Annotated in this window: 25 protein-coding genes; 14 read left to right on the top strand and 11 right to left on the bottom strand. The window is 33.7% G+C overall.

Annotation, left to right across the window (positions count from 1 at the left end; translation table 11 throughout):
* The first annotated feature begins 115 nt into the window (after positions 1–115).
* The 3 genes from AC1RRQ_RS17655 to AC1RRQ_RS17665 all read left to right on the top strand — a co-directional run bounded on the left by AC1RRQ_RS17655 (position 116) and on the right by AC1RRQ_RS17665 (position 4,076).
* Entirely contained in the window at positions 116–2,965 is a 2,850-nt protein-coding gene (locus AC1RRQ_RS17655; protein WP_493024339.1) for a TonB-dependent receptor, read from the top strand.
* 107 nt (positions 2,966–3,072) lie between these two features.
* Positions 3,073–3,498: a hypothetical protein gene (locus AC1RRQ_RS17660; RefSeq protein ID WP_493024340.1), complete on the top strand. Its 426-nt coding sequence runs from the start codon at positions 3,073–3,075 to the stop codon at positions 3,496–3,498.
* A gap of 89 nt (positions 3,499–3,587) precedes the next feature.
* The gene (locus AC1RRQ_RS17665) at positions 3,588–4,076 is read left to right on the top strand and encodes a septal ring lytic transglycosylase RlpA family protein (protein ID WP_493024341.1); all 489 of its coding nucleotides are present in this window, start codon (positions 3,588–3,590) and stop codon (positions 4,074–4,076) included.
* A 63-nt stretch (positions 4,077–4,139) separates the two neighbouring features.
* Here AC1RRQ_RS17665 and AC1RRQ_RS17670 read toward each other — a convergent pair whose 3' ends face one another.
* A complete protein-coding gene (locus AC1RRQ_RS17670) occupies positions 4,140–4,595 on the bottom strand; it encodes a DinB family protein (protein ID WP_493024342.1) in 456 nt (151 codons plus the stop codon).
* Between the two features lie 78 nt (positions 4,596–4,673).
* Between AC1RRQ_RS17670 and AC1RRQ_RS17675 the strand changes: the two genes are divergently transcribed.
* The 4 genes from AC1RRQ_RS17675 (at position 4,674) to nadD (ending at position 7,456) form a co-directional block, all read left to right on the top strand.
* On the top strand, positions 4,674–5,024 hold the full coding sequence (locus tag AC1RRQ_RS17675; protein WP_493024343.1) for an arsenate reductase family protein: 351 nt from the start codon (positions 4,674–4,676) through the stop codon (positions 5,022–5,024).
* Between the two features lie 214 nt (positions 5,025–5,238).
* On the top strand, positions 5,239–6,099 hold the full coding sequence (locus AC1RRQ_RS17680; RefSeq protein WP_493024344.1) for a YicC/YloC family endoribonuclease: 861 nt from the start codon (positions 5,239–5,241) through the stop codon (positions 6,097–6,099).
* A 91-nt stretch (positions 6,100–6,190) separates the two neighbouring features.
* The gene (gene gmk / locus AC1RRQ_RS17685; protein ID WP_493024345.1) at positions 6,191–6,763 is read left to right on the top strand and encodes a guanylate kinase; all 573 of its coding nucleotides are present in this window, start codon (positions 6,191–6,193) and stop codon (positions 6,761–6,763) included.
* 111 nt (positions 6,764–6,874) lie between these two features.
* Entirely contained in the window at positions 6,875–7,456 is a 582-nt protein-coding gene (gene nadD, locus AC1RRQ_RS17690; protein ID WP_493024346.1) for a nicotinate (nicotinamide) nucleotide adenylyltransferase, read from the top strand.
* Positions 7,457–7,602: 146 nt separating this feature from the next.
* Here the strand turns inward: nadD and AC1RRQ_RS17695 are convergent, their stop codons facing one another.
* The 10 genes from AC1RRQ_RS17695 to AC1RRQ_RS17740 form a co-directional block, all read right to left on the bottom strand.
* The gene (locus AC1RRQ_RS17695; protein WP_493024347.1) at positions 7,603–9,072 is read right to left on the bottom strand and encodes a nicotinate phosphoribosyltransferase; all 1,470 of its coding nucleotides are present in this window, start codon (positions 9,070–9,072) and stop codon (positions 7,603–7,605) included.
* Positions 9,069–9,530 carry a nucleoside 2-deoxyribosyltransferase domain-containing protein gene (locus tag AC1RRQ_RS17700; protein WP_493024348.1) on the bottom strand — a complete coding sequence of 154 codons (462 nt, stop codon included), beginning with the start codon at positions 9,528–9,530 and terminating at the stop codon, positions 9,069–9,071. The genes AC1RRQ_RS17695 and AC1RRQ_RS17700 overlap by 4 nt, the downstream gene beginning before the upstream one ends.
* 2 nt (positions 9,531–9,532) lie before the next feature.
* Positions 9,533–10,264, bottom strand: coding sequence for a metallophosphoesterase family protein (locus AC1RRQ_RS17705; protein WP_493024349.1), 732 nt, complete (start codon positions 10,262–10,264; stop codon positions 9,533–9,535).
* Positions 10,261–10,809, bottom strand: a complete 549-nt coding sequence (locus tag AC1RRQ_RS17710; RefSeq protein WP_493024350.1) for an RNA 2'-phosphotransferase — start codon at positions 10,807–10,809, stop codon at positions 10,261–10,263. The genes AC1RRQ_RS17705 and AC1RRQ_RS17710 overlap by 4 nt, the downstream gene beginning before the upstream one ends.
* 44 nt (positions 10,810–10,853) lie before the next feature.
* Entirely contained in the window at positions 10,854–11,360 is a 507-nt protein-coding gene (locus tag AC1RRQ_RS17715) for an O-acetyl-ADP-ribose deacetylase (protein ID WP_493024351.1), read from the bottom strand.
* A gap of 11 nt (positions 11,361–11,371) precedes the next feature.
* A complete protein-coding gene (gene ybiA / locus AC1RRQ_RS17720) occupies positions 11,372–11,899 on the bottom strand; it encodes a riboflavin biosynthesis intermediates N-glycosidase (RefSeq protein ID WP_493024352.1) in 528 nt (175 codons plus the stop codon).
* Between the two features lie 44 nt (positions 11,900–11,943).
* Positions 11,944–12,777: a ribose-phosphate diphosphokinase gene (gene prs, locus AC1RRQ_RS17725; protein ID WP_493024353.1), complete on the bottom strand. Its 834-nt coding sequence runs from the start codon at positions 12,775–12,777 to the stop codon at positions 11,944–11,946.
* Between the two features lie 74 nt (positions 12,778–12,851).
* Positions 12,852–13,544, bottom strand: a complete 693-nt coding sequence (locus AC1RRQ_RS17730) for an NUDIX hydrolase (protein ID WP_493024354.1) — start codon at positions 13,542–13,544, stop codon at positions 12,852–12,854.
* A 112-nt stretch (positions 13,545–13,656) separates the two neighbouring features.
* On the bottom strand, positions 13,657–14,028 hold the full coding sequence (locus tag AC1RRQ_RS17735) for a PKD domain-containing protein (protein ID WP_493024355.1): 372 nt from the start codon (positions 14,026–14,028) through the stop codon (positions 13,657–13,659).
* A 99-nt stretch (positions 14,029–14,127) separates the two neighbouring features.
* Complete coding sequence (locus AC1RRQ_RS17740) at positions 14,128–15,033, bottom strand: LysR family transcriptional regulator (RefSeq protein WP_493024356.1); 906 nt, start codon at positions 15,031–15,033, stop codon at positions 14,128–14,130.
* 86 nt (positions 15,034–15,119) lie between these two features.
* On the opposite strand from AC1RRQ_RS17740, the gene AC1RRQ_RS17745 reads away from it, so the two are divergent.
* From AC1RRQ_RS17745 to AC1RRQ_RS17775, 7 genes are all read left to right on the top strand, one after another.
* Positions 15,120–15,881, top strand: coding sequence for a type 1 glutamine amidotransferase domain-containing protein (locus AC1RRQ_RS17745; protein ID WP_493024357.1), 762 nt, complete (start codon positions 15,120–15,122; stop codon positions 15,879–15,881).
* Positions 15,882–16,067: 186 nt separating this feature from the next.
* Positions 16,068–17,225, top strand: a complete 1,158-nt coding sequence (locus AC1RRQ_RS17750; RefSeq protein ID WP_493024358.1) for an iron-containing alcohol dehydrogenase — start codon at positions 16,068–16,070, stop codon at positions 17,223–17,225.
* Positions 17,226–17,576: 351 nt separating this feature from the next.
* Positions 17,577–18,572 carry an NAD(P)H-dependent glycerol-3-phosphate dehydrogenase gene (locus AC1RRQ_RS17755; protein WP_493024359.1) on the top strand — a complete coding sequence of 332 codons (996 nt, stop codon included), beginning with the start codon at positions 17,577–17,579 and terminating at the stop codon, positions 18,570–18,572.
* A gap of 364 nt (positions 18,573–18,936) precedes the next feature.
* The gene (locus tag AC1RRQ_RS17760; RefSeq protein WP_493024360.1) at positions 18,937–21,621 is read left to right on the top strand and encodes a TonB-dependent receptor; all 2,685 of its coding nucleotides are present in this window, start codon (positions 18,937–18,939) and stop codon (positions 21,619–21,621) included.
* A gap of 17 nt (positions 21,622–21,638) precedes the next feature.
* Positions 21,639–22,952, top strand: coding sequence for a DUF4876 domain-containing protein (locus AC1RRQ_RS17765; protein WP_493024361.1), 1,314 nt, complete (start codon positions 21,639–21,641; stop codon positions 22,950–22,952).
* Between the two features lie 11 nt (positions 22,953–22,963).
* The gene (locus AC1RRQ_RS17770; RefSeq protein WP_493024362.1) at positions 22,964–24,559 is read left to right on the top strand and encodes a DUF6850 family outer membrane beta-barrel protein; all 1,596 of its coding nucleotides are present in this window, start codon (positions 22,964–22,966) and stop codon (positions 24,557–24,559) included.
* Between the two features lie 3 nt (positions 24,560–24,562).
* Entirely contained in the window at positions 24,563–25,702 is a 1,140-nt protein-coding gene (locus AC1RRQ_RS17775) for a cytochrome-c peroxidase (RefSeq protein ID WP_493024363.1), read from the top strand.
* The last annotated feature ends 105 nt before the right edge of the window (positions 25,703–25,807 follow it).

Here is a 25,807-nt window from a genome sequence, read left to right on the forward strand (position 1 = left end):
AAAAATTCATTTTAATACGCAACACTAATTACAAAACTTATTTTTCTTAACATTTTGATAACATTATCTGATTTTATTGTTATAATTTTGCCAAAAACAATAAACTAAATAACAAATGAAGAAAATGAAAAATTGGTTACTTACTGGACTATTTTTTATGATAGTTTCAACCGTATTTTCACAAGGAAAAGTTACTGGTACTATTACCGACGGTACTGGTTCATTACCAGGAGCAAACGTACAGATCAAAGGATCTTCTGCGTCAACTTCAACAGATTTTGATGGTAAATTTACCCTAAACGCAACAACAAGCACAGGAGAAGTTGTTGTTTCTTACTTAGGTTACGAAAATCAAACTGTAAGATTCTCTGTTTCAAACGGTGGTACTACAAACTTAGGAACTATCGTTTTATCTTCTAATTCAAACGAATTAAGCGAGATTGTTGTAAAAAGTACAGTTGTAGATATTGCAAAAGACAGAAAAACTCCGGTTGCTGTTTCTACAATTAAAGCTGCAGAAATTAGAGAAAAATTAGGAACTCAGGAATTTCCTGAAATCTTAAGAAATACACCTTCTGTGTATGTTACTAAATCAGGTGGTGGATTTGGAGATTCAAGAATTAACATTCGTGGTTTCAACCAAAATAACATCGCTGTTATGATTAACGGTATGCCGGTTAACGACATGGAAAATGGTTCTGTTTACTGGAGTAACTGGGCTGGTTTATCAGATGTTACATCTGCTATGCAGGTTCAAAGAGGTTTAGGTTCTTCTAAATTGGCTACGCCATCTGTAGGGGGAACAATCAACGTTGTTACTAAATCTTCTGACATGAAAGAAGGAGGATCTGTTTCTTCTGGATTTGGAAATGGAAGAAATTTCAAAATTCAAGGTTCATACAATACAGGAAAATTAAGCAATGGTCTTTCTGCTTCTGTATTACTTTCTCAAACAATGGGAGATGGATATGTTGACGGAACTAAATTTGAAGGATCAAACTACTTCATTGCTTTAGGATATTCTACTAAAAACGACAAACACGATTTCCAATTAACTGTAACTGGTGCACCTCAATGGCACAACCAAAGATCTACAGCTTCTACAATCGCTGTTTACCAACAATATGGTTCTCTTGACAAACCAAACATCAGATATAATGCTGATACAGGTTACTTAAATGGTGAAGAGTACAACATTAGAAAAAACTACTACCACAAGCCTATCGCTGCTTTCAACTGGGATTATAAAATCAACGAAACTACTAAACTTTCTTCTGTTCTTTACGCTTCTATGGGTCGTGGTGCTGGAGCTAGTGCAACTGGTGGTATCAAAGGAAAAGGATATAATGACGTTTTAGCTTTCAGAAGACCTGATGGTTTAATCGATTATGATAAAATTGTAGCTTACAACTCTGGTCAAACAGTTACAATTGGTGGTCTTACAGGTCCTCAAACAAGAACAAAAATTGGCGGCGTTTATCAAAACAGCTCGTATTTCAATACAAGCTCAAACATAAACGATTACAACCCAAGTACAAATATCAATACTTCTGGTATTTCTCAAACTTCATCAATCAACTCTCATGACTGGTACGGAGCGGTAATTAACTTAAACAAAAAATTATCTGAAACGTTAACATTAGACTTTGGTATTGATGCTAGAACTTACACAGGATATCACTTTACAGTAGTAAATGATTTATTAGGTGGAGACGAGTATTATGACAACTTTATTGCTGCTCAAAAACCAGCAGGAAGACACTTAACAACAACTTACCCAACAGATGTTCAATGGAATGTTTTCGATAAAAAGAACTACGATAAAATTTCTTTCAACAGTACAGGAAAAGTTAGATGGTATGGTGCATTTACTCAATTAGAGTACTCTAAAAACGATTTAACTGCATTTGTTCAGGGAGCAATTTCTCAACAAGGGTTTAAAAGAGAAGATGATTTTGTTTACTTACCAACAGATCCATTATCTTCTACAAGCTACAAAAACATCTTAGGTGGAAACGTAAAAGGTGGAGCTAACTACAACATCAACGAAAAGCATAATGTTTACGTTAATGCTGGATACTACTCAAGACAACCATTCTTTAACTCAGTTTATCCAAACAACAGATCTACAGTAAACCCTAATCTTACTAATGAGAAAATTACTGGATTTGAAGCAGGATACGGTTTCCGTTCAAGATTCTTTAACGCTACTGTAAACCTTTACAACACAACTTGGAATGACAGATACTTAAAAGGTAACGCACTTCCAGCTGGTGGAGGAATCGTAGCTAACACAACTTATACTGAGTTTACAGGTCTTAACGAGGTTCACTCTGGAATCGAGTTTGAAGGATCTTCTAACATCACAGACAAATTTAGAGTTAACGCTATGTTCTCTTACGGAATCTGGGAATACAAAGGAAACGCAACTGTTAATGCATACTACCAAGCAGATAATACTCCTGTTGTAGGATACACTGCAGCTACAGTATACATGGACAAAGTAAAAGTTGGTGACGCTGCTCAAATGACAGCTTCTTTAGGAGCTTCTTACGAAGTTTTAACAAGAGTAACTGTTGATGCTAACTACAACTTTAATGATAAATTATACGCTGGATTAAGCCCAACTAACTTTACAAGCCCAACTAACAAAGGTGCATTAGAGTTACCATCTTACGGTTTATTCGACGCTGGTTTCTCATACAAAATGTTAACAGGTAAAAACAAAGACAAATCAGTTAATTTCAGATTAAACGTAAATAACTTATTTGACAAAATTTACATCGCTGAGTCAAGAACAAATACTTTTGCTGATGACAACTTGCCAGTTGCTGCTGGACAACCAGTTGGATCTAAAGGAACATACGCTTCAAACGGTATGCTTTACAAAGGTGTAGCAAATGTTAACCAGGTATTCTTTGGTTTCGGAAGAACTTGGAACTTTACTCTACGTTACGATTTCTAATATTTAGAATCTAAATAAATATCATTAACGGCATTGACTTTTAAGTTCAGTGCCGTTTTTTTATAGCCTTTTTTGCTATATTTGTTTTTAACAAAAAAACACAGTTTATGTACCATTTTTTACAAAAATTACACTCTGGCTGGGCATATTTAGCATTATTGCTTTTATTGATTGCCGTAATCAATGCTATCATCGGCCTTACTTCTAAAAAAGAATTTACCGCAAAGGATCGTAAAATTTCTTTGTTTGCATTAATCGGAACGCACACGCAATTATTAATTGGACTAATCCTTTATTTTGTTTCTCCGCTAGGAAAAGATTCTTTAGGACAAATGTCTAATGCTGCGCTTAGATTAACTTCATTAGAGCACCCGTTAATCAACCTTATAGCAATTGTTTTAATTACTATTGGATGGTCAAAACATAAAAAATTAATCAATAGCGAAGCTAAATTTAAAACTTTTGCTATTTTTTACGGATTAGGATTAATACTTATTTTAAGTAGAATTCCATGGAACCTATGGTTCGCGTAACAACCAATTAAAGCCCTAGAAAAATAGGGCTTTTTTTATCTCGGCATATTATTTGTACAAACTCCCCCAAGTCTGAAAAAAAATAACCCATGAGTAAAAAGAACATCATACTTACAACATTTGCAATAACTTTGCTAAGCTGTTATACCTACGTAATAAGCCAGACAAAGCCGGTAATTGAGCCAAAAGCACCACAGGATACTGTAAAAAATGTCAAACCAAATATAATTGCACTTCCTACAGATTCTGTTTTTACAGATAAAGGTTTAAAACTGAAATTATATAAAAAAACGGCACATGCTTCCTACTACGCAGACCGTTTTAATGGTAAAAAAACAGCTGACGGCAGCAGATTTAACAACAACAAATATACCGCTGCACACAAAAAACTTCCTTTTGGAACAAGAGTTAAAGTGACTAATGAAGCCAACGGAAAATTTGTAATTGTAAAAATTACCGACCGTGGTCCATTTGTAAAAACCCGCGAAATAGATCTTTCAAAAAGAGCCTTTATGGAAATAACAAAGCACAAAGGTGCCGGTGCCATGAAAGTAACAATAGAAACGATTATAGAATAAAAAAAAACCGTCCGGAAATGAACATGCCCCAAAAAGTTAGACACTATTTGGGGCATTTTTTATTTAAACAAACTTTCTAATGCACATTATAATTCCGGTATGAATTCCTTCATGGTAATTATTAAAATCCAAAGCACCCTGAATATTTTTAAGTGTAAATCCCATGCTGGTTGTATATTCATTATAATCAACAAAAAGACCGCTTTCAAAATCATTCTGTGTTTTCTCTAATGTTGCAGTAAGCAAAGCTTTTATTTCGTCGACCTCAGCTTGCGAAACATCTCCTTCAGGCTTTGTCCCTTTTCTGTATTTTAAAATAAAATCTTCTGAAACCATTGTTGGAAGGCCCGATAATTTGTAAACCAACGTTTGTTGTGCAGCGACACAATGCGCGACATTCCAAATTATATTATTACTGAATCCTGTTGGAATCTTGTTTAATTGTTCTAATGAATGATTATCTAATATCTTCAAAAGAATCTCTCTAATAGTTTTCTGTACATCAAAAACTGAATTCATAATTTTATTTTTTTTCTAAAAATAGGCAATTTTCAGTTTCAAATGAATTTTCTTTGTATTCTAATAAAAGCAAAAAAAATGGACAAAATATATTACTTAGCTTCATGCGACACGTGTAGAAAAATTATCAAAAGTCTTCCAAAAAACAATTTGGTTTTTCACGACATCAAACAAGATCCAATTACCGAAGCTGAGCTGGAAGAAATGTATAAACTTTCCGGCAGTTACGAAGCTTTGTTCAGCAAAAAAGCACAATTGTACAAATCAATGGGTCTAAAAGATAAATCTCTTACCGAAGCTGATTTTAAAAAATACATCCTGGAACATTATACTTTTATAAGCCGTCCGGTTTTTATTATTGAGGATAAAATCTACATTGGCAACAGCCAGCAGAACATTCTTCAGGTTATGAAAGCTTTGGGTGAATAATATCCAAAAGTTCTAATGAATCTGAGTTTGCGTTAGGGATAGAAGCGGAAATCCTTTTTTTGAGCTTTTTCTGCTCAAAAAAAGATTGGGAGCGGATAGCCCGACCGGAGGGAACGCCCAAAAAACTTTAAGTTGTTCAGCATAAAACAGTTTAGCATTTTACGACTAAACACAGCAAAGTTTTATTTATCTTTGCGCCTTTATACTCAATTATATGATACAATCTATGACAGGGTTTGGCAAAGCTTCTTTGCAATTGCCTACAAAAAAAATCACAGTCGAAGTAAAGTCCTTAAACAGTAAAGGTTTAGACCTAAACGTAAGAATGCCTTCGCTTTACCGCGAAATGGAATTGGGTCTTCGAACGCAAATCTCAACAAAACTGGAAAGAGGAAAAGTTGATTTTGCAATTTACATTGAAAGTACTGCTGAGCAGACTTCGACGAAGGTAAATGTTCCTGTTGTAAAAAATTATATTGCTCAGTTAAAAGAAGTTTATCCGGATGCCGATGAAACTGAATTAATGAAAATGGCCGTTCGTATGCCGGATACCTTAAAAACAGAGCGTGAGGAAATCGACGAAAATGACTGGGAGCAGATTCAGGTTATTATCGATGAAGCTTTGCAGAATATCTTAAATTTCAGAAAAGACGAAGGAGAATCTCTAGAAAAAGAATTCAATCTTAGAATTGGAAATATCCGCCAATATATGAACGATGCTCTGGCTCTTGATCCGGAACGCGTTCAGGCAATTAAAGACCGTCTGCAGACTGCAATTTCTGAATTACAGGTTAATGTTGATGAAAATCGTTTCGAACAGGAATTGATCTATTATCTTGAAAAATTAGACATTACCGAGGAAAAAGTTCGTTTAACTAATCATTTAGATTATTTCATTGAAACTTTGGGCGGAAATGAAGCTAATGGCAGAAAACTTGGTTTTATTACTCAGGAAATGGGACGTGAAATCAATACTATGGGATCAAAATCAAATCATGCGCAAATGCAGAAATTGGTTGTGATGATGAAAGATGAACTAGAAAAGATTAAAGAACAGGTTTTGAATGTACTTTAAAGCTATAAGCTTTAGGCAATACGCCATAAGCTAAAAACGAAATCAAATTAAAGCCTAAGGCCTAAAGCCTAAAGCTTAAAGCATAACAATAATGAACAAAGGAAAATTAATTGTTTTCTCAGCGCCTTCTGGATCAGGAAAAACAACTATAGTAAAGCATTTACTAGGGAAAGAAGATTTAAATTTAGAATTTTCGATCTCAGCAGCTTCTCGTGATCCGCGCGGTGAAGAAGAACATGGAAAAGATTATTATTTCATTTCGCTGGAGCAATTTAAAAAGCATATTAAAGCCGAAGAATTCCTGGAATGGGAAGAAGTTTACCGTGATAATTTCTACGGAACTTTAAAAGCCGAAATTGAAAGGATCTGGGCTATGGGAAAAAATGTAATTTTTGACATTGATGTAGCAGGCGGATTACGTATTAAACATAAATTTCCGGAGCAGACTTTAGCCGTTTTTGTGAAACCGCCAAGTGTTGACGAACTAAAACGCCGCTTAAAACAACGTTCTACCGAAAGTGATGATAAAATCAATATGCGTATTGCAAAAGCATCGGTTGAACTGGCAACGGCACCTCAATTTGATACTATTATAAAAAACTACGATTTAGATACGGCTAAAGAAGAGGCCTATCAGTTGGTGAAGGATTTTGTAAATAAATAATTTTATTCCGCAGAGATACACAAAGAAAAAACACAGAGATTCGCAAAAGTAATATTTTAAACTTTGCGAATCTTTGTGCTATCTTAGCGACTCTCTGTGAAACTTAAAAAAATGAAAATAGGACTTTACTTCGGAACGTATAATCCCATTCATGTTGGTCATTTGATCATCGCCAATCATATGGCCGAGTTTGCAGATTTAGATCAGATTTGGATGGTCGTTACGCCTCATAATCCTTTAAAAAAGAAAGCGACTTTGCTCGACGATCATCAGCGCTTGCAAATGGTTTATCTGGCTACAGAAGAATATCCGAAAATTAAACCCTCAGATATTGAGTTTAAATTACCCCAGCCGAATTATACTGTAATTACTTTAGCGCATTTACAGGAAAAATACCCTAATCATGATTTTTCTTTGATTATGGGCGAAGACAATCTGAAAACGCTTCATAAATGGAAAAACTATGAAGTAATTCTCGAGAATCACGACATTTATGTTTACCCGCGTATTTCTGATGAACCTGAAAATGTCGAATTAAAATCGCATCCGAAAATTCATGTAATCGATGCACCAATCGTAGAGATTTCTTCAACTTTTATTAGAAACAGCATTAAAGAGGGTAAAAATATTCAGCCTTTATTACCGCCAAAAGTTTGGGAATATATCGATCATAATAATTTTTATAAGAAATAAAAACTCACAATCTTGTCATTGCGAGGAACGAAGCAACCACACTCCAACATACTCACTAATCTAGCAAATGAGATTGCTTCGTTCCTCGCAATGACAAGCAGAACCCAATAAAAAAAGCCTGGATTTACATTCAGGCTTTCTTGTTTTTATGCTTCAACATTTATCTTGTTTTTTACTCGAGTTCTAATCTCACTTAGCGATTGATCAATCAAAAGTTTCCCATCTCTGAAAATCTCTTTCAATTCACCTTGTTTTTCTTCTTCCCAAGAAACATTATCAGTTAAATGATACTTCCCGTCGATTAAATCAATTTTCATCAATCCTTTGGCTGATTTTTTAGTTCCGTCATCAGTAATAGGATCTTTGAAGATTGCTCTTCCTTCTCCATTTACTTCTCCGTAAGTTGCTTTCATTGCAAATCCAAAAGTATCTCTGGTATTGTATTGATACGTAAAAGAACCAATTCCGAGAACAACGTTTGTAGAAGCAAATCCTTTCTCCTTTAACCTTTCGCAAATTTGAATCGCTCTTGCCACGGTAATACTGTCACCATAAATAGCGCCAATTTGCGGCACCAATTCTTTAAATCCTTTGTCATTTACAGCACCGCCAAAAACATCCCAAAGCAATTCGATAACGCCTTTCTTTTCTTGTTCTGTTTTTCCGTTTGGATTTCCACAGATAATATCAACGGGATCACCGCTGTCAGGACGAATTACGACTTTACCCTCTCTTGAAACGATATCTTCTCTCAATCGCGGTAAATAATCGGTTAAAACCTTCCATAAGTCCCAAGTATCAGAAACAATAGAAACAATTCCTTTTGGATAAACTTCTGTAATTAATCTTTTGAACGTTTCATACTCCCCTTCTGTAGTTCCCATACACATTACAGAATGTTCTGTAGCAGCAACTGAACCTGCTATTAATTCTGAATCTGAATTGGCTTTATAATACTCTTCGAAGAAATCTATTGCCGGAATGGTATCAGATCCTGTAAAACTTAATAAATGTCCAGCTGCAGAAGTCAGCGCTGCTTCGATTCCGCCCATTCCTCTCATAGAGAAATCATGCGCCTGCCAATCTACAAATTCTGGAACAGATGAAGTCTGGTCAGCATATTTATCTAATACCTTTCTATATTCTTTTGCAATTGTTGCTGAGTTACAAGGAAGCCAGATAACCGCAGAAAGTAACGTTTCGAAATAATTCGTAAGCCAGAAAAATTCCGGAATTGTATTGTACATCGTAAACATTGGCACTCTCAACGGAACACTCGCGCCTTCTGGCAAGGCTTTAAAAACCATTGGGATATATCCTAAATCGTGTAAATCTTCGATATGTTTTGTACCAACTTGATTTTCGCCCAAATAATTATTGATTCTTCTAGAATATTTCTTAATCACTTCTTCTTTTGGCTGCTTGAAGAAATATTCTTCAAAATCATGAATGATATATTTTTTGATGAAATACTGCAGGCCGAAAAATACAACCTCATCAACTTCTTCTAATCTAGATTTTCTTGGTGTCCAGTTAGAATATACTAATGTTGTTCCGTCTGGATATTGTCTTCTGTGGTCAACTTTGTAACCGTCGGTTAATAATAGTGGGTTCATATATTTTTATTTAATAAATTCTGAATTAACTCTTCTAATGTTTTAAATTGTTCTACCGAATATCTTTCGCATACGATATCAATATTGCCTTTGCGCCAGAAATTTTCCTCTACAACTACTTTCATTTTATTCGATTGTGCATAAAGTCCAAACTCCAGTAACGATATTGGCGACATTGTATTTTCTGCAAAATACATAATTACAATATCTGCTTTTTCAAGAGCCGAAAGTTCCCAATTTACTTGTTCTCTAAAATTATCATTTTCTATAGTTTGCGACCAGCTGCTATCCCACTCGTTTCTTCTTGGGTTAAAAATAACGTATTGATCTTGCAGCAATTCTTCGCATTTTTTCTGCCAGTTAACTGCTTTATCCATTTCTATAGATCCTGCTAAGAAAACGGTTTTTAAATCAATTTGCAAGGGAATTTCTTCTGGCGCTTTATAAATTTTCTTCATGGCTATTTATTCCTTCCTTTTTCATTTGGATAAAATGTCTGCACGGCATCGCTTTGCCAAAATACTTTTGTTTCTATATCCAAACAAGTTAATTTTCCATAAAACCCAGCTCCTGTATCTATGTTCCAAACATTGCAGCCCTGCATTGGGATCTCAACATTATAATGAAGCGTAGGCGTATGACCTATATAGATTTCATTAAAAAGCAATAATCTTTTTGGATACAAAAGCGAATCTTTCGCGATTCTTTTATCCATCGTTAAAGCCATTTCCCACAAAGTTCTATCCCAGGAATAATTGGTTTTGTAATGTTCTTTCTCCGGACCGTGCATGGATGAAAAACCAGCATGAATAAACAAATTGTTCTTTTCGTCTACAAAATAATCTTTCATTGCGTTGAAAAAATGACAATGTTTTTCTTTTTCTGAAAGTTCAATATCGGCGTAACTTTCTATAGTCGATTTTCCTCCGTGTAAAAACCAAATATCGTTTATCACATCATTTTCTAACCATTCCTGACACCAGGCATCGTGATTGCCTTTTATAAAAATGCATTCTTGTTTTTGGGATAAATCAATAAGAAAATCAATTAATTGTTTTGATTCGCTCCAGCCGTCAACATAATCTCCCAGAAAAACAAATCGGTCATTTTCTGAATAATCAATTCTTTCTAACAACTGAATTAATGCTTTTAAGCCGCCGTGAATATCACCAAAAACTAAGGTTCTTTTCATGATTTAAATTCGATATACTTTGGAGGAACTTCATCCGTAAGCCAAACATTGTTTTCAGACAAATAAAATTTAAATCCGTCTCTGTGCATATCACCGCTTCTAATGGTTAAGATTTGTGGAACGCCACGTCTGCTTCCAACCTTTGTTGCTGTTTCTTTGTCTTTGGAAAGATGTACGTGCTGACGATTCATTTTTTTCAAACCTTCTTTCTGAATGCTTTCCATAAACTTTGCAACTGTTCCGTGATACAAATATTCTGAGGGTTCTGTTTCGGCTAAATCCAATTCAACTGAAATGGAATGTCCCTGACTTGCACGGATTTTAGTTTTATCTTCGTTATAAGCGAAACGCTTTTTATCGTTATTTTCTACCACGTAATCCAAAAGAACTGCGTCTAGTTTATTTCCTTTTTGAGAACATTTTAAAATTAGTTCTTCTACATCTGCCCAGCCGTTCTCGTCTAATTTTAGTCCGATCTTTTCGGGGGAATGTCTTAGCACCAGACTTAAAAATTTGCTGACGCTTTTTGCTGTTTTTTCATTCATGTCTTAATATTTTTTTCTACCTATGAAATGTTCCGATGGAACATCTACAAAAGGCTTTTGTATATTTTGTAGTTTTCATCATCGAAACAGACAAATACAACTTTTTCTATTTCAACTGATCTTTCAAAATCTTTTACTGTTTGTATTGCTATTTCTGCAGCTTTGTCTTTTGGAAAATGATAAATACCTGTACTTATATTTGGAAAAGCAATAGATTTAATTCCATTTTGAACAGCCAGATTTAAACTATTTGTATAGCATTCTGCTAATAATTTCGATTTCTCTTCTTTATCGCCATTCCAAACTGGACCGACTGTATGAATGACATATTTTGAAGGCAGATTTCCTGCCGTTGTTATAACCGCTTCACCAGTTTTACATCCTCCTTGCTTATTACGAATTTGAATACATTCATCTAAAATTGCTTTTCCTCCTTTTCTATGAATCGCTCCATCAACTCCACCTCCTCCTAACAAAGAAGTATTTGCCGCATTAACAATCGCATCAATTTCAATTTCTGTTATATCAGCTTTAAGAAGTTCAATTTTCATTTTCCAAGTTTTTATTTCAATTCATCCCTAACTTCCATTAAAGCAAAACCTAAAAGATTTAAGCCTTTCCATTTTTCAGGATTTAAAGCATCTGTATGATCGCTTGCCATTCCAATTCCCCAAATTGGATCAACCGGACTTGCTTCTACAATTACTCTGTCATTTGTATTTAGCAGGAACGTTTTCAAATCAGGGTTTTGACTGAACTTATGGTAGTTTCCTTCCTTTACAATTTCGTATCGGTTTTCTAACCAAATCACATCGTTGTAGTTTTTAACTTCACGACCTAGTTTTTTAGCTTCGGCAGGAGATTTGGCTTGAAGAATTTTCTCCAAAACTTTCTCATCATTAAACAATTCGGCTTTTTTTGCCATCATCCAGTGTTCTGCCGTTTTATACGTCACGCCGTTTACTTTAAAAGAACTTAACCACCACTGGCTAAAACAGGTTTTGGTAATCGTTCCATCTTTAGTTGGCTGATGTCCCCAGAAAAATAAAAACTTACTTTCCGTAGCTATGTTTTCTATGTTGTATTTCATTTTTGTTTGTTTTGTTTCAGGTTTCAGAGAAAACTTGAACCTTTCTAAACTAATTGATCCAGTCCAATTACCTGAACGCTTTCGCCTTCGAAATCTTTAAAAGAGTTGGTAGTAAAAATGCCGTCAAAACAGTTCAAAACCTCAAAACCTTTATTGAAAATTCCGTGGCTTACCGCTAAGTATAATTTTCCGGCATTTTTCTTTTTCAATTCTTCGGCCAAACCAACGAAAGTACCGCCACCATCGCAAATATCATCTACAATTAAACAGTCCATTCCGTTTAAATCTTCTTCATAAACTTTAAAACCAGATAACTTTCCGGTTTTTACATCTCGGCTTTTACTGCATTCAACAACCTCAACGCCTCCTAAAAATTCAGAAACTTTGTAGATTTTCTTTAAAGCGCCTCCGTCTGGAGAAATCAATTTTACGTTTTGACCAATTCTATTCAAGACTTCTCTAATAAAAGTATAGTTCGGAATTACTGTACTGTTGTTCAACAAAGCAGGTGTTACTTCAGAGTGTGCATCAAAAACAAACACTTTATTTAACTGCAGCGCGTTTATAATATCAGCATATACTTTTACAGATAATGGTTCCCCGGGAATCATAACACGATCTTGTCTTGCCGCCGGGAAATACGGAATAAAAAGATCAATGATTTTAACGTCCATTCTTCGTAAAGCGTCAACGGTAACGCACAAAAAGCCTAAATCGTTGAAAGAATTTAATCTATGTGTAATTGTTATTTTTCTGTTTGTATCAAAATCCGGACTGATTTTAATATGAGGTTCTCCGCCAGAAAAGGTAAAACTTTGAAATTTGATTTCTTCCTGATTTTGAAAAGGAGCGAATTTTGGGTCGAGATTTAGTATCATAGTTTTTTAGTTTGCGTTAATTATACGCAAATGTAGAATTAAATTTTAAATAAACAATTTATTTTGTGTAAAAATTACGCAAACTTTATTTCAAAGTGAAACCCAGCACCAACTAACTCATTATATTTCAATTTATTGAACTTAAAAAGTTTGGCTGGACGACCTGTTTTTATAGGTGAAAATTTTTCAGTTTCTTCTAAAATACCGTAGCTGAGTATTTTTTTTCTGAAATTTCTTCGGTCGATTTCTTTTTCTAAAATTGTACAATAGAGGTTTTCAAGATCTGAGAACAAGAATTCTTCAGGAAGTAAATCGAAACCAATTGGTTCGTAGGTTAATTTTGATTTTAGTCTATTGATAGCTTTTACGAGTATCAAATTATGGTCGAAAGCCAAAGTGGGAATCTCATCTATTTTGCACCATTGCACTCTTTCGGCATCGGTACTGGCTTTTATGTCTAAGTTCGAAGCATCAACTAAAGCATAATAGGCAACAGAAATAACACGATTTCTGGAATCTCTGTAAATATCGTCTCCAAAAGTGTATAACTGCTCCATAAAAGTCAGCTGTACGTTTGTTTCTTCGTGTAATTCACGTATTACCGCATCGCTCAGTGATTCATCGTTTTTGACTAAACCGCCTGGCAGGGCCCAATATTTTTCTGAAGTACCAAATTGCTGCTCAATCAATAATACATATAAATCGTTGTTTTTATAACCAAAAACAATGGCGTCAACAGCGATTCTTATATTTTGTAAATTTTCCATAATCCTAAATCCTATCAAACAAATATAACGAATGAGAGCCAATTTTATAATCTATTACCAAAGCAATAAATTATAAAACTGACTCTCCTCAATTTATTCTCTTTCTGTTTTTTTAATTCACCGTTACACTTTTCTTTGGGCTAACGGTGCAACTGCCTCCGGATTTAGAAAGCGTAACATCAGCTTTAACTTCAAATGTTCCAGCTGCGGCATACGTATGCGATACTGCACCTGTGGCACTGCTTACTGTTTGGGCTGGAGTTCCATCGCCAAAAGTCCATTTTACAGAAGTTACCGTATTACTTCCGCTGTATTGTATAGAGTAATTAATTATTTTAGGATTAGTTCCATCTGCTGTATGTTTTAATTCGGTTAAAATCGAATCTCCAAAACAATCTACTATTGCCTCATCATCATGCTTACTGCAGGAATTAGACATAAAAAACACCATCGTGAGCATTAAAATTGCTGTTATCTTTTTCATAATCTTGTTGTTTTAGGAATTAGTTTATCAAATTTATTCTTTTCCTCAACACAAACAGAAATAATATTCTGATTTTCAACGACTAACACTAGAATAAACTTATAATCTATTACCAAAAAACAACTTCAGTTCCTTTTCAATAATATCAAAAAACGATTTCAAATTATTGTTTTTAGGCGCCAATAAATACACAAATTCTTCCGGTACATGAAAACTATTCCATACTAACTGCAGTTTATTCTCTTTAATATAATTTCTTGCATTACAGTTCCAAGTTACCGCTACTCCTTCATTTTTAGATAAAAGCCTGAGCATATCAGACTCTGAAGGAATAATATAATTCGGAATCATGGATGGTCTTTTTTTATTAAAAGCGTGCAGCCAGAACAATTTTATATGCGGAATTCGGGCGTCATGACTGTACCATTTTTGTCCGTTGAGCCATTGTTCGATCTCGGTATAATTATCTGCTTTTAATTTCTGGCGGAAATCGGTTATGTCCAAAGTAGTTGGAGCAACCAATATCAGTTTAATTTTTCCAACAATTTCATAAGTGGTATCAAAAGTATCGAACCTTTTTGTGGTAATGGCAAAATCCAATTTTTTAGCATCGACCAAAGCAAATAGTTCATCATTATCTGCAAAGGTAAAATCGATTAAATCAAACTTCGAAATTAAAAGATCGCCCACACAATTAAAAAGATGTTTTGAAATTCCAACAGAGATTAATCGGTTGGCATCTTCCGCCTTAGCTCGAAAACCAGTCTCGACACTTTCGAGTCTGTCCAGTGCGTCTATTATCAAATTATTCAGTAACTTAGCGTATTCGGTTGGCTCTACTCCTTTTGATTTCCGATTAAATAATTTATTCCCAACATGAGCCTCAAGCATTGAAATTTGCTGACTAACCGCAGGCTGACTCATAAATAATTCCTTTGCAGCTACCGAAAAATTACCGTTTTTATAAACTGCCTTAAAAGTTCTGTACCATTCTAGATTTACCATGACATAAATTTATTTATAACAAACATAGTTTATTTTATTTTTACAAATATCACTTAAGCATTAAATTTGTTTAAAATTTTAAAATTATGAAGAAAATAGCATTACTCGCAATAATTGCATTTACAGCTGTAAGCACCTCTGCTGTGGCTCAAAAATCAAATAAAAAAGGGATGAAAAAAGTATTATTTGTTGTGACCAGTAACGATAAGCTGGGCAACACGGGAGAAAAAACCGGATTCTGGTCAGAAGAATTTGCTGCACCTTATTATGAATTATTAGATCAGGGAGTTGAAATTACAATTGCTTCTCCGCTTGGAGGACAACCGCCAATTGATCCAAAAAGTGCTGATCCGGCATCGGCAACAGAAGACACAAAACGTTTTGATGCTGATAAGGTTTTACAGGAAAAATTAAAAAACACTTTAAAACTATCAACCGTTAACCAAAAAGATTACGACGCTGTATTTTATCCAGGTGGTCATGGTCCTCTTTGGGATTTAGTTGAAGATAAAAGTTCTATCGCTTTAATCGAATCTTTTTACACACATAACAAACCAGTCGCTTTTGTTTGTCACGCTCCGGCTGTTTTGAAAAACGTAAAAGTAAAAGGTGAATATTTAGTAAAAGGTAAAAAAGTAACCGGATTTACTAATACAGAAGAAGAAGCGGTTGGATTAACTAAAGTCGTTCCGTTTTTATTAGAAGATGCTTTATCATCAAACGGGGCAATTTTTTCTAAAGGTCCAAACTGGCAGCCTTATGCAGTTGAAGACGGACTTTTAATTACAGGCCAAAATCCGGCATCGTCTAAATTGGTAGCCGGGAAATTATTACAGAAATTGAAATAAAAGGTTCTGAGATTCTAAGACACTAAGGTTCTAAGGTTAAATTCCTAAAAAGCTTAGTGCCTTAGCTTCTTAGTAACTTAGCAACTAAAAAAATAAAATAAACAACGATGCTAAGTTTCCGAGATAAGTTCAAAGAAAAAACTTAGAACCTCAGAACCTTAGCATCTTAGAACCTTTAAAAAAAAAATGCTAAACTTTGAATTATATAATCCGACTAATTTAATTTTCGGAAAAGGACAAATTGAGAAACTTTCTACTTTGGTTCCAAAAGATGCTAAAATTCTTTTGGCTTATGGCGGCGGAAGTATCTTTAAAAATGGTGTTTACGATCAAGTAACTGCCAACTTAAAAGGTTTTGAAATTGTGGAATTTGGCGGTATTGAACCCAACCCAAGATTTGAAACTTTAATGAAAGCGGTTGATGTTATTAAAGCTGAAAAAATCGACTTTATTCTGGCTGTCGGTGGCGGATCTGTTATAGATGGTGTGAAATTTATTTCGGCAGCGGTTCATTTTGAAGGCAACCCAATTGACATCTTGCAGAAACGTATTTTGATTAAAGAAAATGCAATGCCTTTTGGAACCGTTTTAACTCTTCCGGCAACAGGAAGCGAAATGAATTCCGGTTCTGTGGTTACAATTGAATCGACTCAGGAAAAACTGGCTTTTGGCGGAAGCGCAATGTTCCCAAAATTCTCTATTTGTGATCCAACGGTAATTGCTTCTTTACCAAAAAGACAAATTCAGAATGGTGTTGTCGATGCTTACACACACGTTATGGAGCAATACTTGACTTACCCGCACGAAGGTTATTTGCAAGATAGAATTGCCGAGGGAATTTTACAAACTTTAATTGAAATTGGTCCGGGAGTTGTAGAAAATCCAACTGATTATACTTTAGCTTCTAACTTTATGTGGAGCTGTACAATGGCTTTAAACGGATTAATTCAAAAAGGTGTTCCGAGCGATTGGGCAACTCACATGATTGGCCACGAACTAACAGCCCTTTACGGAATCGATCATGCACGAACTTTGGCGATTATTGGACCAAGTTTGTACAACGTAATGTTTGAAACTAAAAAAGGAAAATTAGCACAATACGGAAGACGTATTTTTAATCTTTCTGGTTCTGATGATGAAGTTGCAAAAGAAGCAATCAATAAAACAGTTGAATTTTTCCATACAATGGGAATGGACACTAAACTTTCTCAGTACACAGAAAACTACAGTAATACTGCTGACTTTATCGTAAAACGTTTCGACGAAAGAGGCTGGAAAGGTCTTGGCGAAAACCAATTGGTAACTTTAGACAAAGTAAAATCTATTGTGGAACTTTCTTATTAGTCACAGTAGTCAGTGTCAGTTTACAGTTTTAGCATATCACTGAAAACTGCGACAGTAAACTGAAAACTAAAAAAGGCGTTCTTAACTACTTTAGGAACGCCTTTTTAAAATACTAAAACAAAACTAACTAACTCAAATCTTGATAAATTCATTAAAATTCTAATTTATAAAGACTTACAACGGGTAGTTTATTATTTTATTGTATCATGATAAAATATTTTTAATTATTCTGAAATTCAGCTGCTTTTAATTCAAAAAAGGAATGTACCCAACTGCATTTGACAAATTCTATAATTAGATTTTGCTTTATTAGCACATTATTAAGTACTTTTGTTTTAAATTATTAAAATAATGAGCGGAAATTTAAAATTTGCAGTAATTGGAGGAGGAAGCTGGGCAACGGCAATTGCAAAAATGTTATGCGTAAATCTTTCAGAAATTGCGTGGTATATGCGCAATGAAGCTGCAATCGAACATATACAGAAATACAAACACAATCCAAACTATTTAAGTTCAGTTGAGTTTGATACCAACAAACTTAAATTAACCAGTAATATAAACGAGGCTGTAGAATATGCAGATTATATTATTTTTGCTATTCCTTCAGCTTTCTTAGGTGCCGAATTACAAAACATGACGGTTTCTTTATCTGATAAAATTATTTTCTCGGCCATTAAAGGCATCGTTCCTGAGACGAGTTTAATTGTTGGCGAGCATTTTCACATTCAATACGACATTCCTTATTACAATATAGGAGTTATTACAGGTCCTTGCCACGCCGAAGAAGTTGCACTTGAAAGACTTTCGTATTTAACCATTGCCTGCGGTGATCCTGTAAAAGCTTCTATCGTAGCAAAATCACTTTCTGGAAATTATATCAAAGCCAAAATTTCTGATGATATTATTGGTACCGAATATGCAGCTATGCTTAAAAACATTTATGCTATTGCGGCCGGAATTGCCCACGGATTAGGTTATGGAGATAACTTCCAATCAGTAATGATGAGTAACGGAATCCGCGAAATGAAAAAATTCATCCGTAAAGTACATAAAATGAAACGTAACATTAATGATTCAGCTTATTTGGGTGATTTATTAGTTACAGGATATTCCGTTTTCTCCAGAAACAGGATGTTCGGGAATATGATTGGTAAAGGTTATACTGTAAAAAGTGCCATGATGGAAATGAGTATGGTTGCCGAAGGTTATTATGCCACAAAAAGTGCCTATAAACTAAATCAGGCTTACGGAGCAAAAACTCCAATTATTAATGCCGTTTATGCTATTTTATATGAAGGAAAAGACGCTAAAACAATTTTTAAGAAACTAACTGAATCGTTGGATTAAGTTCTTAAAAACATGATTATAAAAAGGGCCAGAATTAATTTTCTGGCCCTTTTATTTTGATTAAATCTTAAATTTCGAGAAACTAAATTCAAAAAAAATCATGAATTAACAAGAAATACTTTCTTTGAGAATACATCAAAGCTACATCTTACCAAAAAAAAGTTAATCCTAGGTTCTTACAAAATCAACCAAACAATATCTAACTGTTTATCAACAACATAATTCTATATTTTTAAAATTTTCAGAATACGATTTTCTCACAAATTGAAATATTCATCAATTATAAATCAACAATTTTACCTTGCTTCGCAAAGAAATATCAATAGATTTGCATTATTATTTTTATTGATTCTAATTAAACACAATGCGTTCTATTTTATTTTTCCTTCTCATTTCGAGTGCTGTTTTTTCTCAAAGAGTAATTACAGGTAAAGTAATAGATAAAGAATCTTCATCACCATTGGCTGGCGTTTTTATACGAGATACTAAATCTGAAACATGGAGCATTTCTGAAAAAAACGGGAATTTTACAATTACGATTCCGTACTATGACGATATTGTATTAAACTTCTCCTTATTAGGAAAAATGGAGTCAAATGTGGCTTTAAAAAATGACCAAAATAATGTCATTATTACTCTTGAAGATAATACACTTCGTCTTAAAGAAGTCGTCGTTACAGCCAATAAACAAAAACAATATTCTGAATTAACATTAGGTAAAAATGCTATAAACAATGTTCAGGCATTTTCATTAGATGATGTTTTACAGCAGCTTCCAGGGCAGGCAAGTACAGATTTTAATCTAAATCAGTTTAAGAACATTGTTTTTAGAAGTGCTTCTACAACAAATTTTGGAAACAAAGCATTTGGAACTTCATTTGTCATGAATGACATTCCGATTTCGAACAATGAAAATATGCAGGCTTTAAATCCTAATTCAACAGGGCCTTATGGATCTTATGCTCCAAATACCTTTGGAACGAAAGTAAACACGTTTTCAAACGCCAATTATGGTATCGATTTAAGAGAAATTTCTACAAATAATATCGAGGAAATTAAAGTAATTCAAGGAATTCCATCTGCAAAGTATGGCGATCTAACTTCTGGATTGGTATTAATAACAACCAAAGTAGGAAATAGCCCGTTTAGAGTTTCGGCATCGATAAGAGATGCTACTACAGAACTAAACGTAACAAAGGGTTTAAAACTAGATTTAAATAATTCGATGAATGTCGGCTTTAACTACTTAGATTCTAATTCTGATGCACGAGATAATATAGTGGCTTATCAAAGAGTCAATGGCAACGTGGCATGGCTTATTAAAAATAAATCATCAAGCATAAAAAACACACTTAATACTTCGTTCAGATTAAATTTAGACAACTCAAAAAGTGATCCTGATGATGTTACTGCTGCCGTTGTAAAAAATGAAAAAAAAGGCTTTTCTGTATCTAATAACTTTATGTGGAAACCAAAAAATTTATGGGTAGAAGGTATAAATATAAATGGGGGAATCAGCTATGATAAGCAATTATCTACAAAAGACAAATGGATAAACACATCTGCTACAGCCGCAACTAATACTAAAGAAGAAGGAATACATGAAGCTTATATACTTCCATCTCAATATACAAGTACAAGCAGCGTTGAAGGAATTCCTGTATCTACTTTTATAAATTTTGAAACAACAAAAGTAATTTCAAATGACTCTAAATGGATTCACAGTTTTGTTTTTGGTATTTCAAATCGAACCAGTTCTAATAAAGGAGCCGGAAGAAAAAGCGGTGTCAGCGGATTAATAAATTTCTATACTCTTGCAAGAGAAGGCGATAATACACTCGGATATAGAGATTTTAGTTTCAATCGAACAAAAACAGAAAATCAAGTTTCTGCTTATTTTGAAGATAAAATCTTTAAAAAGTTCAAGGACAATCAAGTTTTAAACATCGATTTAGGATTAAGATATGATAATCAAGCCGGATATTCATCAATACAACCTCGTATAAATTCTTCTTTTTCAATAAATAAAGCGGTTAGAGTAAGAGCTGGATTGGGATTATCATCTAAGTCTCCTTCTCTAAATCAAATTTACACAGGCGACCGCTATATTGACACATTAATAGGCGATGGAATTTATACTTATCCCGGAGTTTATCAAAAAGCCTGGATTCGGACTATAATAACTCCAGGTGATAATTTAAATCTAAAACCTTCTAAATCATATCGAACAGAAGCAGGAATTGATTTTAACATCCCTTTTGCCTCGGTAAATGTAACAGCCTATTACAATAAACTTTATAACGGCTTTATAAATGAACGTCTTCCTGTTTACAAAGTAATACCGAAGGCTGAAGTAAAAACCAATGGAACTCAAATTCCTACCTATGAAATAAATGGAACTGAGAACTTTTATTATTTCACTAATAGTATTTCTAATAAAACTACATCGGAAGACAAAGGTATAGAAGCACTTATAAATTTTGAAAAAATAGAGGCTTTAAACCTGGATATCAGCATGAACGCTTCTTATGTAAAATCAAATGACTTTTCAGATACAAAAACATATACTGCTTCTAAAAGTCTTACATCACCAGAAAGATATGGTGTATTTAATCCTCGTCCTAATATAAATGACAATTTAACGATGAGTTTTAATTTCAATTATCATATTCCATCAGCAGGTTTATTAATCGCTGTAAGAAGTGAGCATATTCTGTTTCAAGGAATGAAATATCCTGTTAGCAACTATCCTAATGGCTATTTAGATGACAGACTTGTATATCATGCAATTCCGGTAGAAAGTCAATCAGATCTGCAAAAATATGGCCATATAATACTTTCTGAACTCGAAACAGAAAACAAACTCCAAAATATGGTTCATAATTTCCATTTAAGAGTCTCAAAAGATTTTCTTAACGGTTTTAGCGTTTCACTTTATGCAACTAATTTCTTAAACCTAAAACCTCATTATTACAATGTTGCGAATGAAAAAACTTTAACCCAAATAGCCGATTTTTCCTTTGGTACAAAAATTAATTATCAATTCTAAACTTAATATATCATACTATGAAAAAAACTATCCTTTTTATAATAACATTATGTGCACTGGTGATTCAATCGTGCAGTAACGACGACTCTAATCAAAAAGAAGAATTGAAGCCTATAGATTTTAGTGTTTCTATTAAATATGATGTGACATTTAACAGCTTAGTAACTAAAAAAGCGACTGTAACCATTGTTAACAATGAGACAGGTAATAAGTATACTGCTGATTCTGATGATAAAGGTATTGCTAAATTTAATCAAATTTTACCTGGAACATATTCAGCTACCGCAACAAAAATCATGAAATCTGCAGAATTTAATGAGACTTTTGGGTATGCGCCTACTGAAGCTGAAATTAATTTTAATGGATCTGCAAGCAGTATTGTTGTAAATAATACCACGGCTCCTATTTCTATCGAAATGAAAACTTCTAAAGTGGGTGACTTTGTAATTAAACAAATTTATTATGGCGGATCTGATGTTAAAAAAGGAGCTGCTTTTAGAGATCAATTTATCGAGATCTACAATAACTCAAATACTGTACAATATGCAGATGGTTTATTAATTGCACAATTATATGGCTCTTTATCAACAACTGTATTTGCTTATACACTGCCAACAGGGCAATTCGACTGGAGCAAATCTGCTGATATGACGATGGGAAACAGTGCTAATACCAATTTTGTTTATGCTTCTAATATTTTAAGAATTCCCGGTACAGGAACTCAACATCCTGTACAGCCAGGAAAGAGTATAGTTATTGCTCAAAATGCAATTAACCATAAATCAAATTACATGGACAATACTGGAAACTCAATAAGCATATTGAATCCTGAATTAACTGTTGACTTAAGCGGTGCTGATTTTGAATCATTTTTAGGAAATTATTTAGGAAGCACTTACCAATATGACATTCAAAATCCAGCGGTGCCAGATTTAGATATTCTATACTGGAGCAATGGTAATAAAGATATGATTTTAGACCCAACAGGAAGACAAGCTTTTGCTATTCTTAAAATGAGTGATGCTGATTTTTCTAGTCTTAAAAAGTACAAAAACCCTAAAGGAGATGCTGCACTGTATTTGCAAATCCCAAATTCTGCACTTATAGATGGTGTTGATACTACAAAAGATTTAGGTTCTGGATTTATTCCAAAGAAATTATCATCAGAAATTGATGGTGGAAACACGTATTTAACTACCGGATCATATTCTTCAAAATCCGTAATTAGAAAAACTAAAACTACAATTGCCGGAAGAATCATTTTACAAGACACAAATAACTCTACGAACGATTTTGTAGAAATAACTGCTAATCCAAGAGGATTCAACTAAAATTTTCATTAATGAAAATCAATACCATTAGAGTTTTAAACTTTAAAAGTAATGCCTGGAAAATCTGGGCATTACTTGTGTTTTTTATTTTTAATAATCTTTCTGCTCAATCGCAGGACACCATAACTGTGGCAAATCATCTTATTGATACACAAGTTAAAAATCAAATCTTCAAGTACCCTATTGTATTCACCAATCAAAATATTAAAGATTTTACTTTTACCCAAGTATCTTATGAATATCAAAAAAATGAATTTGCCAGAACACAAATTGCTAATGAAATAAACACTTATCAATTTTTGGCACAGGGATATTATACAACAAAAAGTAATTGGAAATTATTTGGAGATTTAACTATTAGAAAAATTCAGGAAAAAGATTTAGGCTGGGTGCTTTCTGATGATCGATCAGAAGAACAAGAGGTTATTGACCCTCATTATTTTCTAGTACCGAGAAAGGGAAACTGGAACAATCAGCAGTACCGTTTAAATGGAGGTTTTTCTAAGGAGATTACAAACAAAATATCGGTTTCCGCAAAAATCAATTATAATGCTGAGAAATACAGCCGAAATATAGATCCAAGACCTGAAATTACTGTTAGGCAAATTGGTGGAGAAATACAGCTGGGGTATCAAATGACACAAAATCATAAAGCATTTATCTTAGGAGGTTATACACAAAAAGACAAAGACTATTCTTACATGTATAAAAACAGTCAATTAAATGTCGAATTTTATCCCGATACTTACTTACGATTTAATGCAGGTTACGGCAGAATTATAAATTTTTTGAAATCAAACATCAGTGGTTCTCAATTTCATTATAAAGACAGCTATACCAAAACTGGATTGGGATATACTTTTAGCAATAAAAAGAACATTTTTACAGCTTTATATTACAATCAAAAAGAAAACAATAATCTATACAATAGTGTCTATACCACTAATGATGATCTAAAATACAAGTTTGAAACAAAGGGAAATCATATCGAATTATTTGCTTTTAATAGATGGGATGATAAACAAATAAAAACCACTTTTAAATACAATAAAAGCGATGCTGTAAATTATGATGTAAAAAGCAGAGGACTTAATTATAAAAATTCATTAAACTCAATGAATTTGCAGACTTCTATTTCAAAAAGAACAAATACGTTAATTGACTATTTAGTTGGTTTAGATGTCATATATCAAAAAAACAAGTATAATGATATTTTAGCCACAAGTAATATTGAATTAAACTCATTAAATACCGGCATTTATGCAAGTAAAGACTTCGTTTTTAAAAAAAGTAAAATAAACACAACCATTAATCTAAACCTTTACTTTTCACTTCCGTCTCAATTAGACTATTATGACACTTCGGGTGGTACAAATAAAAGATTTTTTAATGAAGTAATTATTCATGATTACATAATAAGCACAACCAACTATCTTGCCCCCTCTTACAGGTTAGAATATAGTTATCCTATGCCCAAAAATAAAACGGTAGTCTTCTTTACAAATTTTAGAGAAAAGATTGCATTAAAAAAACAATCAACAGATTACACAAACATCAATACCAATAACACCTATTGGGTTCAGATGGGTGTACAATTAAATTATTAAAAAATGAAACCAAAATTTATTGCCCTTACGGCAATGTTATTTTCACTTGTTATCCTTTCTTATTCTAAGATTAAACCAGCTTTTACGATTACCGAATTAAAACGATTATACAGCAGCGGCGATTATACTAAATGGCCAAAACCAGAAGTCGATTCGCTTGTTTATGCCCAAGGATTTGAAGATATCGGTTCTTTAGGAACACCTGAATTTCCAGAAAACAATCCGTATACCGAAGAAAAAGCTGAATTAGGCAAAGTACTGTTCTTTGACCCAAGATTGTCAAAATCCGGACAGATTTCGTGTGCCAATTGCCATGATCCGGAATTAAACTGGGGCGATGCCAGAAGGGTTTCTTATGGAGAAGGAAGACTTCAGGGAATTAGAAATTCTCCAAGTTTAATGAATATTGCTTATTCTAAAATTTTCTTTTGGGACGGAAGAGCCGCAACTTTAGAAGATCAGGCTAGTTTCCCTATTAAAGATACTAAGGAAATGAATTTTCACATTGACTTAGCAACGAAACGTTTAAATAAAATTAAAGGCTACAAACCTTATTTTAAAAAGGCTTTCGGTAAAGAAAAGCTGACTCAGGAAGAAATATTAAAAGCAATTGCCACTTTCGAAAGAACTTTAATAAGCCCGAAAAGCAAATTTGACAAATTTATAGCCGGCGATTCAACGCAATTAACCAACAAGCAAGTCGAAGGTCTGCATTTATTCCGCACAAAAGCGCGTTGTATCAACTGTCATAATACAGCCAATTTCGCAGACAATAAATTTCATAATATTGGCCTGACTTATTACGGAAGAGAATATCAGGATTTAGGAAGGTATAATGTTACCGGAAAAGCCGAAAATGTAGGCGAATTTAAAACACAATCCTTGAGAGGTGTCGCACAAAATGCGCCTTATATGCACAATGGTTTATTTCCTAATTTAAGAGGCGTATTAAATATGTATAACGCTGGAATGCCGCAGCCTAAAAGAAAAGAAAGCCAGCAAAATGATACTTTGTTTCCTACTACTTCTAAACTGATACAAAAATTAAATCTAAACCAATCTGAATTAAATGCGTTGGAAGATTTCATTACAAGTCTTTCAACCGGAGCTTATAAAATGCGTCCGCCTTTGCTGCCGGAATAGTCGCAGTATTCAGTCTCAGTCTCAGTTTTCAGTTTTCAGTTTTCAGTTTTCAGTTTTCAGTTTTCAGTTTTCAGTTTTCAGTTTTCAGTTTTCAGTTTTCAGTTT

It is taken from the genome of Flavobacterium sp. GW821-FHT12A05, assembly GCF_058807735.1.